Source organism: Polaromonas sp. P1_F1 (genome assembly GCF_056405795.1).
Genome location: NZ_JBFUBJ010000001.1, coordinates 1,092,457 through 1,107,544, shown reverse-complemented (window position 1 = coordinate 1,107,544; position 15,088 = coordinate 1,092,457). Strand labels below are relative to the sequence as shown.

Sequence of the window (15,088 nt, the reverse complement as noted above, 5' to 3'; positions counted from 1 at the left end):
AGCGCGCTAAACGCCGACAGTCATGCCATGTCTCAGGAGAAACATGCATGAGCTCTGAACTCGGTAATTCAAGGAAGGCCTGGTCGGTGCTGATTGTCAGCACACTGGCCTTCACCGTCTGCTTCATGGTCTGGATGATGTTCGGCGTGATCGGCATTCCGATCAAGAAGATGTTGAACCTCAACGCCACGGAGTTCGGCCTGCTCGCGGCGACACCCGTGCTGACAGGTTCCTTGATTCGCGTACCGTTGGGTATCTGGACCGACCGCTACGGCGGACGCATCGTCATGGCGATCTTGATGGCCACCACGGTGCCTGCCATCTGGCTCATGAGTTACGCCACGGTCTACTGGCATTTCCTGGTGATCGGCCTATTTGTTGGCCTGGCCGGTGGATCTTTCTCGGTGGGAACACCTTACGTGGCGCGCTGGTTCCCGAAAAGCCGCCAAGGTATGGCCATGGGGGTGTACGGTGCCGGCAACTCGGGCGCTGCCGTCAATAAATTTGTGGCGCCTGTGCTGCTGGTGGCTTTTGGCTGGGCCATGGTGCCGCAGGTGTACGCGGTCATCATGCTGGCTGCGTTGGTGCTGTTCTGGCTGTTCAGCTACAGCGATCCTTCGCACCTGGTGCCCAGCCACGTCAAGTTCAGTGATCAGCTCAAGTCGCTGAAAGATCCGAAAGTCCTCAAGTATTGCCAGTACTACAGCATCGTGTTCGGCGGCTATGTGGCCCTGTCGCTCTGGATGGTGCAGTACTACGTGGGTGAATTCGGCCTGGACATCCGCGTGGCAGCCCTGCTGGCAGCCTGCTTCTCATTGCCGGGCGGCGTGCTGCGCGCTTTTGGTGGCGTTCTGTCCGACAAGTACGGCGCGCACAGCGTGACCTGGTGGGTGATGTGGGTCAGCTGGGTCTGCCTGTTCCTGCTGTCTTACCCGCAAACAGATTTCACCATTCTCACGGTCAACGGTCCAGCCACCTTCCACATCGGGCTGAACGTCTACACCTTCACCGCGCTCATGTTCATCCTGGGCATTGCCTGGGCCTTCGGCAAGGCCAGTGTCTTCAAGTACATCAGCGACGACTACGGCGCCAACATCGGCGCGATCAGCGGCATTGTCGGGCTGGCCGGCGGCTTGGGTGGCTTTGTGCTCCCCATCATCTTCGGAGGACTGATGGACCTCACCGGCATCCGCTCGAGCGCCTTCATGTTCATGTATGGCGTGGTCTGGGTCTCGCTGATCTGGATGTACTGGACCGAAGTGCGGCGCACTGAAGTCATGGGATCGAACGCAAGCGGCGCATTGGCCTGATGCGGCCATCTTCTTCAAGGGAAAAATCATGAGCACCAAGTCTGCAGCAAGCACGGCCATTCCAGCCCTTCAGTCGCGCTCCTCCGGCGCCGACATCACCGACTGGCGTCCCGAGGACGAGCAGTTCTGGGAAAGCACCGGAAAGCGCATTGCCTACCGCAACTTATGGATCTCCGTGCCCAGCCTGCTTTGCGGTTTTGCCGTCTGGGGCATGTGGGGCATCATCACCGTGCAGATGCTCAACCTGGGCTTTCCCTTCACCCAGGCCGAGCTGTTCACGTTGACAGCCATCGCGGGGCTGGCCGGCGCCACCATGCGCATTCCGGCTTCCTTCCTGATCCGGTTGGCAGGCGGGCGCAACACCATCTTCCTGACAACTTCGATGCTGCTGGCGCCGGCCATCGGCACCGGCATCGTGCTGCAGCACCCCGAGTGGCCGCTGTGGTCTTTCCAGCTGATGGCCTTGTGGTGTGGGGTGGGTGGCGGAAACTTCGCCAGCTCCATGTCCAACATCAGCACCTTCTTTCCCAAGAGGTTGCAGGGCACGGCGCTCGGCCTGAATGCAGGACTGGGCAATTTCGGCGTGACGACCATGCAGATCGTCATCCCGCTGGTGATGACCCTGGGTCTGTTTGGAGGCCTCGCAGGCGAGTCGACCAATCTGGTCAAGGACAGCGGCTGGATCTTCGGCAAGATTGTGGCGGGCACACCCACCTGGATCCAGAACGCCGGTTTTGCCTGGCTGCTGTCGCTTGTGCCGTTGTCGGCTATCTGCTATTTCGGCATGAACAACCTGACGACCGTCTCTCCAGCCATTGGCGGCACCATCCCGGCCTTTCTCAAAATCATCTGGCTCTACACGCTGTCATTTGTCCCGGCAGGCATTGGCCTGTACCTCTACCTGCCCAAACCCACGGGCTTGGGCTTGCTCAACATGTGGATCGCCATGCCCTTGATTGTGGCAAGCACCTTGCTGGTGCTCAAGCTCACTGCCTTCGGCACGATGAAAGAAAACATCACCAAGCAGTTTGCGATCTTCAGCAACAAACACACCTGGTCACTGACGCTGCTGTACATCGTGACTTTCGGCTCCTTCATCGGTTTTTCGATGGCCCTGCCGCTGGCCATCACTGTGATCTTCGGCATCAGCCACGTGCCGGACGCCGCTGGCGTCATGCAGCACACGCTGAAAAATCCGCACGCACCGTCGGCGCTGACCTTTGCCTGGATAGGCCCCTTTGTCGGCGCGCTGATCCGGCCTGTGGGCGGCTGGGTTTCGGACAAGGTCGGTGGCTCCATCGTGACGCAGATCATCTCCGCCGTGATGGTGCTGGCTTCCGCTGCGGTGGGCTACGTGATGCTGCTGGCCTACAAGTCGAATGCGCCCGAGCAGTACTTCCTGCTCTTCATGGTGCTGTTTGTCGTGTTGTTTGCTGCCAGCGGCATCGGCAACGGCTCCACCTTCCGCACGATTGGCGTCATCTTCGACCGCCAGCAGGCCGGCCCGGTACTGGGCTGGACCTCGGCCATCGCCGCCTACGGTGCCTTCATCGCCCCGGTGGTCATCGGCGTGCAGATCAAGGCCGGCACGCCGGAAAACGCCATGTACGGCTTTGCCATCTTCTATGCGCTGTGCCTGGTGCTGAACTGGTGGTTCTACCTGCGCCGCGGCGCCGAGATCAAAAATCCCTGAGCGAACGCTGAGCCCGCTTTTTACCGCTTTACGGAGAAACAAATGAGTCACTTTCTTGATCGACTGAGTCACTTTTCCAACCCCAGGGAGTCCTTCTCCGGGGGCCACGGTGTCACCACTGCCGAAGACCGAACCTGGGAAGACGCCTACCGCAACCGCTGGGCACACGACAAGATCGTGCGCAGCACCCATGGCGTCAACTGCACGGGTTCGTGTTCATGGAAGATTTATGTCAAGGGCGGCATCGTCACCTGGGAAACCCAGCAGACCGACTACCCGCGCACGCGCTGGGACATGCCCAACCACGAGCCGCGCGGCTGCTCGCGCGGCGCCAGCTACAGCTGGTACCTGTACAGCGCGAACCGCGTCAAATACCCCATGGTGCGCGCACGCCTGCTCAAGCACTGGCGCGAAGCGCGGTTGACACTGCCGCCGGTCGAGGCCTGGGCGGCGGTGGTGCAGGACGATGCCAAGCGGCGCGACTACCAGAGTGTGCGTGGCCTCGGCGGATTTGTCCGCTCCAGCTGGGACGAAGTCAATGAAATCATTGTCGCCTCCAACGTCCATACCATCAAGAGGCACGGTGCTGACCGCATCATCGGCTTCTCGCCGATCCCGGCGATGTCCATGGTCAGTTACGCCGCCGGCTCGCGCTACCTGTCGCTGATAGGCGGCGTGTGCATGAGTTTTTACGACTGGTACTGCGACCTGCCTCCGTCCAGCCCGCAGGTCTGGGGTGAGCAGACTGACGTGCCGGAGTCGGCCGATTGGTACAACTCGGGCTTCATCATTGCCTGGGGCTCCAACGTGCCGCAGACCCGTACCCCTGATGCGCACTTCTTCACCGAAGTCCGCTACAAGGGCACCAAGACCGTGGCGATCACGCCCGACTACTCCGAAGTCGCCAAGCTCTCTGACCTGTGGTTGCATCCCAAGCAGGGCACCGATGCTGCGGTCGCCATGGCCATGGGCCATGTAATCCTGAAAGACTTCTATTTCGGCGGCAACGGCAAGCCGCGCTCTGCCTACTTCGATCATTACGCACGCCGTTACACCGACCTGCCCATGCTGGTGATGCTCAAGGAGCACCAACTTGAAAATGGCGAAACCGTCATGGTGCCGGACCGTTATGTGCGCGCGTCCGACTTCAACGGCAAACTCGGCCAGGCGAACAATCCTGAGTGGAAGACCGTGGCGTTCGACGCACAGGGCAAGGTCGTCTTGCCGCACGGTGCCATCGGCTTTCGCTGGGGTCCTGATGGCCGCGCCGACGCCGGGCAGTGGAACCTGGAGTCCAAAGAGGCACGCCAGGGTGACGAGGTCGCGCTCAAGCTGTCGGTGATGGAGGGCGATGCCCCCAGTGCCGACAGCGCCAAGGTCGGTTTTCCGTACTTCGGTGGCATTCACCATGAACACTTCCCCAACAACGAGCAGGGTGACGTGCTGGTGCGTACGGTACCGGTTCAGCGTATTTCGCTTGGCAAGGCCGGCGAGGAGCGCTCAGCCCTGGTGGCGACAGTCTTCGACCTGCAGGTCGCGCAATACGGCATTCCCCGCGGCTTGCCCGGTGAGCTGGCTGCGGCCGACTTTGACGACAACACCCCTTACACCCCGGCCTGGCAGGAGCAGATCACAGGGGTGCCACGCGACCAGATCATCGCCGTCGCGCGCCAGTTTGCCGACAATGCCGACAAGACCGAAGGCCGGTCCATGGTCATCATCGGGGCCGGCATGAACCACTGGTACCACAGTGACATGAACTACCGCAGCGTCATCAACATGCTGATGATGTGCGGCTGCATCGGCAAGAGCGGGGGTGGCTGGGCGCACTACGTGGGCCAGGAGAAACTGCGACCGCAGACCGGCTGGACGCCGTTGGCCTTCGCGCTTGACTGGATCCGCCCACCCCGGCAGATGAACTCCACCAGCTTCTTTTATGCGCACACCGACCAGTGGCGCTACGAGAAGCTCGGCGTGAACGAGGTGCTATCGCCACTGGCCGACAAGAAGCTCTACGGCGGCAGCATGATCGATTACAACGTGCGCGCCGAACGCATGGGCTGGTTGCCGAGTGCACCGCAATTGCAGACCAACCCGATGCAGGTGGTCAAGGATGCTCAGGCCGCAGGCCTGGATGCCAAGGACTATGTCGTCAAGTCGCTCAAGGATGGCTCGCTCAGGATGAGCTGTGAGGACCCGGACCATCCGGACAACTGGCCGCGCAACATGTTTGTCTGGCGTTCCAACATCATCGGTTCGTCGGGCAAGGGCCATGAGTACTTTCTCAAGCACCTGCTCGGCACAGACAACGGCGTGCAGGGCAAGGATCTGGGAACCGAAGAAGGCAAACCCGAAGAGGTGGTGTGGCACGACAAGGCGCCCGAGGGAAAACTGGACCTGCTGGTCACGCTCGACTTCCGCATGAGTACGACCTGCCTGTACTCCGACATCGTGCTGCCGACCGCAACCTGGTACGAAAAGAACGACCTCAACACCAGTGACATGCACCCCTTCATCCATCCGCTGTCCACCGCGGTGGATCCGGTGTGGCAATCGAAAAGCGACTGGGAAATCTACAAGGGCTTCGCCAAAAAATTCAGCGAGCTGTGCGACGGGCATCTGGGCGTGGAGAAGGAAATGGTGCTGACCCCGGTGATGCACGATACCCCGGGCGAGCTGGCTCAGCCGTTTGAAGTCAAGGACTGGAAGCGTGGCGAGTGCGAACTGGTGCCCGGCAAGACGGCGCCCCAGATGCAGGTCGTCGAGCGCGACTATCCCAACGTCTACAAACGATTCACTGCCGTGGGCCCTCTGCTCAACAAGGTGGGCAACGGCGGCAAAGGCATTGCCTGGAACACCGAAACCGAAGTTCGGCAACTCGGCGAACTCAACGGCTTGGTCACCGAACCGGGCGTGACCCAGGGCATGCCGCGTATCAACAGCGACATCGATGCCTGCGAAATGGTGTTGCAACTCGCGCCCGAAACCAACGGCCATGTGGCGGTCAAAGCGTGGGCGGCATTGGGCAAGCAGACCGGCCGCGAGCACACCCATCTGGCGCTGCACCGTGAGGACGAGAAGATCCGCTTCCGCGACATCCAGGCCCAGCCGCGCAAGATCATTAGTTCGCCGACCTGGAGCGGCATCGAATCGGAAACCGTGTCGTACAACGCCGGTTACACCAACGTGCATGAACTGATCCCATGGCGCACCCTCACGGGCCGCCAGCAGTTCTACCAGGACCACCCTTGGATGCTGGCTTTCGGCGAGGGCTTGGCCAGCTACCGGCCGCCGGTGAACCTGAAGGCCACCGCCGGGGTGCACGGTATTCGTACCAACGGCAACACCGAAATATTACTGAACTTCATCACGCCGCACCAGAAGTGGGGCATCCACTCGACGTACACCGACAACCTGTTGATGCTCACGCTGAGCCGGGGTGGGCCCATCATCTGGCTCAGTGAAGATGACGCCAAGCTGATTGGCGTGGAAGACAACGACTGGATCGAGGCTTACAACGTCAACGGAGCGATTGCCGCGCGAGCTGTTGTCAGCCAGCGTGTCAAGCCCGGCATGGTGATGATGTACCACGCGCAGGAAAAAATTGTGAACACGCCGGGTTCGGAGATCACCGGCCAGCGTGGCGGCATCCACAACTCGGTCACACGCATCGTGCTCAAGCCGACGCACATGATTGGCGGGTATGCGCAGCTCTCCTACGGCTTCAACTACTACGGGACCATAGGTACCAACCGCGACGAGTTTGTCGTGGTGCGCAAGATGAGCAAGGTCGACTGGCTGGACACGCCACGCGATGACGACCGTGCGTTTGCGGTGCAGCAAATGGGAGAAGCAGCATGAAAGTTCGCGCCCAAATCGGCATGGTGCTGAACCTGGACAAGTGCATTGGCTGCCACACCTGCTCGGTCACCTGCAAAAACGTCTGGACCAGCCGGCCCGGCATGGAGTACGCCTGGTTCAACAATGTCGAAACCAAACCCGGTATCGGTTACCCGAAAGAGTGGGAAAACCAGGACAAGTGGAACGGTGGCTGGGTGCGCAAGGCTGACGGCTCCATTGAGCCGCGTCAGGGCGGCAAGTGGAAGCTGCTGATGCGCATCTTCTCCAACCCGAACATGCCGCAGATCGATGACTACTACGAGCCCTTCACTTTTGACTACGACCATCTGCAGTCGGCGCCAGAAATGAAAGCCGCGCCAACGGCACGGCCTCGCAGCCTGATCACCGGTAAACGCATGGAGAAAATCGAGTGGGGCCCGAACTGGGAAGAGATCCTCGGTGGCGAGTTTTCCAAGCGCAGCAAGGACGCCAACCTGGCGAACTTCGACCAGGTCCAGAAAGACATGGTCGGGCAGTTCGAAAACACCTTCATGATGTATTTGCCGCGCCTGTGCGAGCATTGCCTGAATCCGGCCTGTGTGGCTTCCTGCCCTTCCGGCTCGATCTACAAGCGCGAGGAAGACGGCATCGTGCTGATCGACCAGGACAAGTGCCGCGGCTGGCGCATGTGTGTCTCGGGCTGCCCGTACAAAAAAATCTATTACAACTGGAAAAGCGGCAAGGCCGAGAAATGCACCTTCTGCTATCCGCGCATTGAAGCCGGCCAGCCGACTGTCTGCAGCGAAACCTGCGTGGGCCGCATCCGTTACCTCGGTGTGGTGCTGTACGACGCCGACCGCATCCAGGAAGCGGCCAGCGTGGAAGACGACAAGGACCTGTACCAGGCCCAGCTCGACATCTTCCTGGACCCGAACGATCCGAAGGTGATTGAGCAGGCGCGCAAGGACGGCATTCCCGAAGCCTGGCTCGAAGGCGCCCGCCGCAGCCCGGTCTACAAGATGGCGGTGGAGTGGAAGGTGGCACTGCCGCTGCACCCCGAGTACCGCACGCTGCCCATGGTCTGGTACGTGCCGCCGCTGTCGCCCATCACTTCGGCGGCCAATGCCGGCCACATCGGCGTGAACGGTGAGCTGCCCGACATCGCGCAGATGCGCATTCCCGTGCAGTACCTAGCCAACCTGCTGACCGCCGGCGACACGGCGCCGGTGATCCGTTCGCTGCAGCGCATGCTGGCCATGCGTTCCTACCAGCGCAGCAAACATGTGGACCAGGTGCAGAACCTGGCGGTGCTGGAGCAAGCCGGGCTGACGGTGGCCGAGGTCGAGGAGATGTACCACATCATGGCGATTGCCAACTACGAGGACCGCTTTGTGATCCCGACCACCCACCGCGAATACGCTGAAAACGCTTTCGACATGCGCGGCGGCTGCGGCTTTACCTTCGGCAATGGCTGCTCCGACGGCGCCAGCGATGTCAGCCTGTTCGGCGGCAACAAGAAACGCACTATTCCCATCAAGGTGGAGGTTTGACCATGGCACTTTTCAACAACACCCCCGCTGTGGCTTCGAAAAGCCTGCGTGTGCTGGCCCGACTGCTTGCGTATCCTGACGCCGAATTACGCAGCCACCTGAGTGCGATGCGAGAAGTCCTGCACGAAGAGCGCGCACTGCAGCCGCAGCGGATGGCCGAGCTGGACGCACTGATCGAAGCGCTCGCACTGGCGCCTGCGCTTGAGACCGAGGCGGCTTACGTCGAGCTGTTCGACCGGGGCCGCGCCACATCGCTGCACCTGTTCGAACACGTGCATGGCGATTCGCGCGATCGCGGGCCGGCCATGATTGACCTGGCGCAGACCTACGAGAAGGCCGGCATGTACCTGGCCGAAGGAGAAATGCCGGACTTTCTGCCGGTGGTGCTCGAATTCACCTCGACCCAGCCACCGAGTGAGGCGCGCGAGTTTCTGGCCGAGATGGCGCACATCTTCAATGCGATTTTCGCGGCGCTGCAGCAGCGCGAAAGCGCCTACGCCTCCGTGTTGGGTGCCCTGCTGGAGCTGGCCGGGGAAAAGGCGCAACCGGTGCAAATTGCGGCGGAAGAGCCTATCGATGCGGTTTGGGAAGAGCCGGTCGTTTTTGATGGCTGCTCGTCCAAAGGCCAGGCCAGGCCGGACCAGCCGCAGCCTATCCACATCGTGCCTCACGTGCGCAAGGCACGCCCCACCCAAGGAGCGCAAACATGAGCCCCGGACTTCACGGATTTCTTTTTGGTGTCTATCCCTACGTCTGCCTGACCGTTTTCCTGCTCGGCAGCCTGATCCGTTTTGACCGCGACCAGTACACCTGGAAAAGCGATTCTTCGCAGTTATTGCGCACCGGCTTGCTTCGCTGGGGTAGCAACCTGTTCCACGTGGGCATCCTGTTCCTGTTTTTTGGGCATCTGGTGGGCTTGCTGACGCCCCACGCGGTTTACGGCGTTTTCATGGACGCTGCGACCAAGCAGCGCATGGCGATCTACGCAGGCGGCATTGCCGGCTTCATCTGTTTTATCGGCTTATCGATGCTAATTTACCGCCGCATGTTTGACCCGCGCATCCGCTACACCAGCCACAAGACCGATCTCGCGATCTTGCTGATCCTCTGGACGCAGCTGGTTGTGGGCCTCATCACCCTGCCGTATTCATGGGGACACGCCGATGGCGGCGTGATGCTGATCCTGGCCGAATGGGCGCAGCGCATTCTCACCCTGCGCGAGGTGGACTCTGCAACGCTTGCCGTCTTGCCTTGGCCCTACCGCTTCCACATCGTGTTCGGGATGACCATCTTCCTGCTGTTCCCCTTCAGCCGTCTGGTTCACGTGTGGAGCGGCTTTGGGTCGGTCGCTTACCTCTTCCGCCCCTACCAGGTCGTGCGCAGCCGCCGCCTTGGCGTTCCCCGGGCCAAGTCGCCCGGCGCTCCCTGACCTCACGTAAAACAGGAACCGTCCATGACCACATCCACACTTTCTTCACCCGCTGCCGCTCAGGGTTGCGGCAGCGGTTCATGCCAGTGTGCTTCTGCGGCAGTCCAGGCTGCCGTGCCCGAGGCCCTTGTCAATGGCATCGCCCTGTATGCGCCAGGGCAGCGGCCCGACACAGCCACCTTGCGCGAACTGGCCTACGCCGAGCTGCTGCGCCAGCAGGCGGTATCACAAGGCCTGCTGCCGCGCCACACTGGTTTGACCAGCCCCGAGCTCGGCGAGGCCGAACGCGAGATCATTGAAGCCATGGTCGACCAGCAGGTGACCACGCCCCTGCCCACCGAAGAGGAAGGCCGGCGCTATTACGGGGCGCACAAGGCCCAGTTTCTGGTGGGCCAGGCCCTGCACGTGCGCCATATCCTGTTTGCGGTCACTCCCGGCGTCAATGTCCAGGCACTCACGGTGCATGCCGAGCGCGCCTTGCTCGAGCTGTCGCACAAGGGCGTGGCTCCCGGGCGCTTTGCCCAGCTGGCTGCCGAATTGTCCAATTGCCCCAGCAGCGCCCAGGGCGGGGATCTGGGCTGGATCACGCCGGACGACTGTGCGCCCGAGCTGGCGACAGAACTGTTTCACCTGCAGTATGCACAAACAGGCACGGGCGTGCACCCGCGCCTGTTCCACACGCGTTTCGGTTTTCACATCATTGACGTGCTGGATCGGCGCAGCGGCACCCAGCCCACGTATGAGGAAGTACGCGAGCGCATCGCAGCCCTGCTGACAATGCAGTCGCGCGCGCGCGCCCTACACCAGTACATGAGCCTGCTGGTTGGCGAGGCGGAGGTAGAGGGCATCGCTCTTGAGGGTGCGGATTCGCCTCTGGTGCAATGAATGAAGACCTCGAGCGCCCGGACGAACTCCTGTTGCGTTTGCGGCGTTTCCACTCTGACTACTTTCCGCTGCACCAGCAGCGCTTCCAGGATCTGGTGGCGCAGGGGCAGCACCCCAAGACACTGTTCATTGGCTGTTCGGACTCGCGCGTGGTGCCCTACCTGCTGACCGGCGCCGGCCCGGGTGAACTTTTCATCGTACGCAATGTGGGTGCCTTCGTCCCGCCGTACGACGGCTCACATGGGTTGCACGGCACCACGGCGGCGATTGAGTTCGCGGTGCTCAGCCTGCATGTGGAGCGCATCATTGTCTGTGGCCACAGCCACTGCGGAGCCATCCGTGCCGCGTACGAAGGCGTTCCCGAGGAAGCAGTAGCCTTGCAGGCCTGGCTCAAACTCGCCAGCGAAGCCTTGCTGCCTGTTGTGTCGAGCCCGGAGGCCCTGCGCCGCACCGAGCAGCGCACCGTGGTGTTGCAGCTCGAGCGGCTGATGGCCTATCCCATGGTCCGGCGTGAGGTCGAGAAGGGCGCCTTGACCCTGCATGGCTGGCACTACGTCATTGAGGACGGTGAAATCCATACCTTTGATGTACAGCAAGGAAGTTTCGTTCCTGCTGCGATAGCCTCTAACAGCGGCACTGGCCCGTACCAACCTTATGTGGAGCACGATGGACAAATCATCACCAATTGACCTTGCCGCAAAGGCAAACGTCAATTCGATCACGGCATCGGCAGCGTTGCAGACACTTGCTCACGATTCGGGCCTTCGGCCCTGGCGCATTGGCAGCAAGGAGCTGATCCCGGTGGTGCAGGGCGGGATGGGCGTGTGCGTCTCTGCGGGTGGCTTGGCCGGCACGGTGGCACGCCTGGGCGGCATGGGCACCCTGTCGTCCGTGGACTTGCGGCGCCTGCATCCTGATCTGATGGCCAAAACACGCCACCTGGACAAGGAGCCTGATGCCCGGGCCTTGATCGATGCCGCCAATCTTGAAGCGCTTGACCGGGAAATTCGCCTGGCCCGTCAGTTGTCACAGGGCCGCGGCCTGATTGCCGTGAATGTCATGAAGGCCCTCAGCGCCTACGAAGACTATGTGGGCCAGGCCATGGCCAGCGGGGCCGATGCGCTGGTGGTCGGCGCCGGCCTGCCGCTTGATCTGCCGGAGCTGGCGCGCGACTATCCCAACGCGGTGTTGATCCCCATTCTGTCGGACGCGCGCGGCGTGCAATTGCTGGTGCGCAAGTGGCAAAAAAAGGGGCGCCTGCCTGATGCCATCGTGATTGAGCATCCCGGTCTCGCGGGTGGCCATCTGGGCGCCGCCAAAGTCGCGGATCTGCATGACAAGCGTTTCGATTTCGAGGTTGTCATTCCGCAGGTGCTGGAATTCTTCAAAACGGCCGGCATCGAACGCGAGATCCCGCTGATTGCCGCCGGCGGCATCAACTGCAGGGACGACATCCTGCGCTTGCAAGCCCTGGGGGCTTCGGCCGTGCAGCTTGGCACGGCCTTTGCCGTCACCCGGGAGTGTGATGCCGATCTCGCCTTCAAGAAGGTGCTGGCCGAGGCGAAACCCGAAGACCTGGTGGAGTTCATCAGCGTGGCCGGCTTGCCCGCCCGCGCCGTGCGAACGCCATGGCTGGACAAATACCTGCGGCTGGAAGCCCGGCTCCAGGCGGCAGCCCATGTGAAGGCCAAATGCAACATGTCGTTCGACTGCCTCACCCATTGCGGCCTGCGCGATGGCGTGGCCGGCATGGGCCAGTTTTGTATCGACCAACAACTCGGGCATGCCTTCGAGGGCGACATCCACAAAGGCCTTTTCTTCCGTGGTGCCGCCCGGTTGCCGTTTGGCGACCAGATCCGTTCGGTGCAAGAATTAATGCAATGGCTGCTCGGCGGAGTTCGGCCAGCAGGAGCACCCGCATGAAACGTGATCAGTTTGGCCGGCCGCAAGACATGACGGCCACCCAGCCCATCAGCCAGGACGTGCTGAAGGAAAAATACCTCAAACCCGGCGAGACAGGTGTGGAGGATTTGTACCGACGTGTGGCGCGCGCCCTGGCCTCGGTCGAGCCCGAGGCGGAGCGTGCCCAGCACGAAGCGCTGTTCCTCGAGAACCTGCACGCAGGGGCAATTGGTGCAGGCCGCATCATGAGCGCGGCCGGCACTTCCATCCAGGCCACGCTGATCAACTGCTTTGTGCAACCTGTGGGTGATTGCATCCAGGGTGTCGATGACGGCGGTTATCCCGGCATCTACGAGGCACTGCGCGAGGCCGCCGAAACCATGCGGCGCGGCGGCGGCGTGGGTTACGATTTTTCACGCATCCGTCCGCGTGGCGCTGAGGTCAAGGGTACCGCGTCCATGGCCTCCGGTCCTTGCAGCTACATCAACGTCTTTGACCAGTCCTGCTCCACTGTGGAGAGCGCTGGTGCGCGGCGTGGTGCGCAGATGGGTGTGCTGCGCATCGATCACCCGGATGTGCACGAGTTCATCACCGCCAAGCGCGCGCCTGGGCGCTGGAACAACTTCAATGTCTCGGTCGGCATGCCTGACACCTTCATGCTCGCGCTCGCCGAAGACCAGCCCTGGGAGCTGGTGCACAAGGCCAAACCCGGCGCTTCACTGGTTGCGCAAGGCGCCTTCCAGCGCGCCGACGGCCTGTGGGTCTACCAGACGGTGGCGGCACGCGAGTTGTGGGACACCGTGATGCGCTCGGCCTACGATTTCGCCGAGCCCGGCATCCTGTTCCTGGACCACATCAACCAGGACAACAACCTGCGTTATTGCGAAGACATCGCAGCGACCAATCCCTGCGGCGAGCAACCGCTTCCACCCTATGGCTGTTGCGACCTCGGGCCCATCATCCTCACGCGTTTTGTGCGCCACCCCTTTGGCTTCAACGGCGTGCCGGTCTTTGATTTCGAGGCTTTCGCGAAGTCGGTGGCGACCCAGGTGCGCGCGCTCGACAACGTACTGGATGTCACCTTCTGGCCCCTGCCGCAACAGCAGGCCGAGTCCGCCGCCAAGCGCCGTATTGGCGTCGGTTTCACCGGGCTGGGCAATGCACTGGCCATGCTATGCCTGCGGTACGACGCACCCGAGGGACGCGAGATGGCCGCGCGCATTGCCGTGAGCATGCGCGATGCAGCCTACGCGGCTTCGGTGGCACTCGCGAAGGAAAAAGGCGCGTTCCCGAAGTTCGATGTCGAGGGCTACCTCGCTGCAGGCACCTTTGCCAGCCGGCTGCCTGCCGCCTTGCAGCAGGCCATCCGCGCGAACGGCATCCGCAACAGCCACTTGCTGTCGATTGCACCTACCGGTACGGTCAGCCTGGCGTTTGCCGACAATGCATCGAACGGTATCGAGCCGCCGTTCTCCTGGATGTACCGGCGCAAGAAACGCGAGTCTGACGGTAGCACCACCGAGTACGCAGTGGAAGACCATGCATGGCGGCTGTACCGCGAACTTGGCGGTGACGTGGACAAGTTGCCTGGTTATTTTGTGTCGGCGCTCCAGATGTCGGCAGACAGCCACATTGGCATGATGGAAGCGGTGCAGCCGTTTGTGGACACGGCGATCTCCAAGACCGTCAATGTGCCGGCCGACTACGCCTACGAAGATTTCAAGGGCCTGTACCAGCAGGCCTGGCGCGCCAAGCTCAAGGGCCTGGCCACTTACCGGCCCAACGCTATTCTCGGCTCGGTGCTGGAAACCCATGCGGACCCCGCGGCCATGCCGGCCGCCGCGCCCGCTGTGGACCCAATGCGCACGGTGATCGAAAGCCGGCCCAAGGGCGCGCTGTCAGCGGTGGCGGAAAAAGTGGATTACTGGACGCAGGAAGGGCGCAAGACGCTCTATATCGTGGTGTCCTTTCTGCCTGTGCCGGCTGCCATGGGGGAAGGCACGGTCGAACGCGCGATCGAATTTTTCATGCCCGTGGGACAAAGCGGCGAGTCGCAGCAGTGGATCACCTCCAGCATGCGCATGCTTTCGCTGGCCGCGCGCGGTGGTTTTCTTGAGCGTGCGCTCAGCGACATGCGCAAGGTGGCCTGGGACCGCGGCCCGGTGCGGCTGGGAACCTACGAAAAGGCCGACGGCACGCGTGTTCCGTTATGGCACGACTCTGAAGTGGCGGCCATTGCTTATGCGGTGCAGAACATCATCGCGCGGCGGGCCGGGCAGCATGCTGCCGGGGCAACACCCGTGGTGGAGCCGCAGGTTGACATGGCGCTTGCCCCGCCGGTGATGGCGGGCAAGAAGTGCAGCGAATGCGGTGCCCATGCCGTGATCCGCAAGGATGGGTGCGACTATTGCACCCAGTGCGGCCATCTGGGAGTGTGTGGGTGAATAAGCGAGCGGATCAGCCTTACGCCGATAAGCGC

Annotated in this window: 10 protein-coding genes; all 10 read left to right on the top strand. The window is 62.0% G+C overall.

Annotated features, from left to right (window positions below):
* Positions 1-47 precede the first annotated feature (47 nt).
* Genes AC1DZE_RS05300 through AC1DZE_RS05255 form a run of 10 tightly spaced genes read left to right on the top strand, consistent with a single transcriptional unit; the run spans position 48 to position 15,053 of the window.
* Positions 48-1,310, top strand: coding sequence for an MFS transporter (locus AC1DZE_RS05300; RefSeq protein ID WP_477668765.1), 1,263 nt, complete (start codon positions 48-50; stop codon positions 1,308-1,310).
* A 28-nt stretch (positions 1,311-1,338) separates the two neighbouring features.
* Positions 1,339-3,003, top strand: a complete 1,665-nt coding sequence (locus tag AC1DZE_RS05295; protein WP_477668764.1) for an MFS transporter — start codon at positions 1,339-1,341, stop codon at positions 3,001-3,003.
* Positions 3,004-3,045: 42 nt separating this feature from the next.
* Entirely contained in the window at positions 3,046-6,864 is a 3,819-nt protein-coding gene (locus AC1DZE_RS05290; protein WP_477668763.1) for a nitrate reductase subunit alpha, read from the top strand.
* Positions 6,861-8,393 carry a nitrate reductase subunit beta gene (narH, locus tag AC1DZE_RS05285; RefSeq protein WP_477668762.1) on the top strand — a complete coding sequence of 511 codons (1,533 nt, stop codon included), beginning with the start codon at positions 6,861-6,863 and terminating at the stop codon, positions 8,391-8,393. Before AC1DZE_RS05290 ends, narH begins: the two co-directional genes overlap by 4 nt.
* 2 nt (positions 8,394-8,395) lie before the next feature.
* Positions 8,396-9,103: a nitrate reductase molybdenum cofactor assembly chaperone gene (gene narJ, locus AC1DZE_RS05280; RefSeq protein WP_477668761.1), complete on the top strand. Its 708-nt coding sequence runs from the start codon at positions 8,396-8,398 to the stop codon at positions 9,101-9,103.
* Positions 9,100-9,822 carry a respiratory nitrate reductase subunit gamma gene (narI, locus tag AC1DZE_RS05275; RefSeq protein ID WP_477668760.1) on the top strand — a complete coding sequence of 241 codons (723 nt, stop codon included), beginning with the start codon at positions 9,100-9,102 and terminating at the stop codon, positions 9,820-9,822. The genes narJ and narI overlap by 4 nt, the downstream gene beginning before the upstream one ends.
* Before the next feature lie 24 nt (positions 9,823-9,846).
* The gene (locus AC1DZE_RS05270; RefSeq protein ID WP_477673181.1) at positions 9,847-10,707 is read left to right on the top strand and encodes a peptidylprolyl isomerase; all 861 of its coding nucleotides are present in this window, start codon (positions 9,847-9,849) and stop codon (positions 10,705-10,707) included.
* Positions 10,704-11,396 (top strand): carbonic anhydrase, encoded by a 693-nt coding sequence (locus tag AC1DZE_RS05265; RefSeq protein ID WP_477668758.1) that lies wholly within the window; start codon positions 10,704-10,706, stop codon positions 11,394-11,396. Before AC1DZE_RS05270 ends, AC1DZE_RS05265 begins: the two co-directional genes overlap by 4 nt.
* Entirely contained in the window at positions 11,374-12,630 is a 1,257-nt protein-coding gene (locus AC1DZE_RS05260) for an NAD(P)H-dependent flavin oxidoreductase (RefSeq protein ID WP_477699854.1), read from the top strand. The genes AC1DZE_RS05265 and AC1DZE_RS05260 overlap by 23 nt, the downstream gene beginning before the upstream one ends.
* A complete protein-coding gene (locus AC1DZE_RS05255) occupies positions 12,627-15,053 on the top strand; it encodes an adenosylcobalamin-dependent ribonucleoside-diphosphate reductase (RefSeq protein WP_477699853.1) in 2,427 nt (808 codons plus the stop codon). The genes AC1DZE_RS05260 and AC1DZE_RS05255 overlap by 4 nt, the downstream gene beginning before the upstream one ends.
* Positions 15,054-15,088 lie beyond the last annotated feature (35 nt).

Coding starts and splice junctions, on each gene's coding strand:
- AC1DZE_RS05300 (WP_477668765.1), top strand. CDS start 48: ATGAGCTCTGAACTCGGTAATTCAAGGAAGGCCTGGTCGGTGCTGATT.
- AC1DZE_RS05295 (WP_477668764.1), top strand. CDS start 1,339: ATGAGCACCAAGTCTGCAGCAAGCACGGCCATTCCAGCCCTTCAGTCG.
- AC1DZE_RS05290 (WP_477668763.1), top strand. CDS start 3,046: ATGAGTCACTTTCTTGATCGACTGAGTCACTTTTCCAACCCCAGGGAG.
- narH (WP_477668762.1), top strand. CDS start 6,861: ATGAAAGTTCGCGCCCAAATCGGCATGGTGCTGAACCTGGACAAGTGC.
- narJ (WP_477668761.1), top strand. CDS start 8,396: ATGGCACTTTTCAACAACACCCCCGCTGTGGCTTCGAAAAGCCTGCGT.
- narI (WP_477668760.1), top strand. CDS start 9,100: ATGAGCCCCGGACTTCACGGATTTCTTTTTGGTGTCTATCCCTACGTC.
- AC1DZE_RS05270 (WP_477673181.1), top strand. CDS start 9,847: ATGACCACATCCACACTTTCTTCACCCGCTGCCGCTCAGGGTTGCGGC.
- AC1DZE_RS05265 (WP_477668758.1), top strand. CDS start 10,704: ATGAATGAAGACCTCGAGCGCCCGGACGAACTCCTGTTGCGTTTGCGG.
- AC1DZE_RS05260 (WP_477699854.1), top strand. CDS start 11,374: ATGGACAAATCATCACCAATTGACCTTGCCGCAAAGGCAAACGTCAAT.
- AC1DZE_RS05255 (WP_477699853.1), top strand. CDS start 12,627: ATGAAACGTGATCAGTTTGGCCGGCCGCAAGACATGACGGCCACCCAG.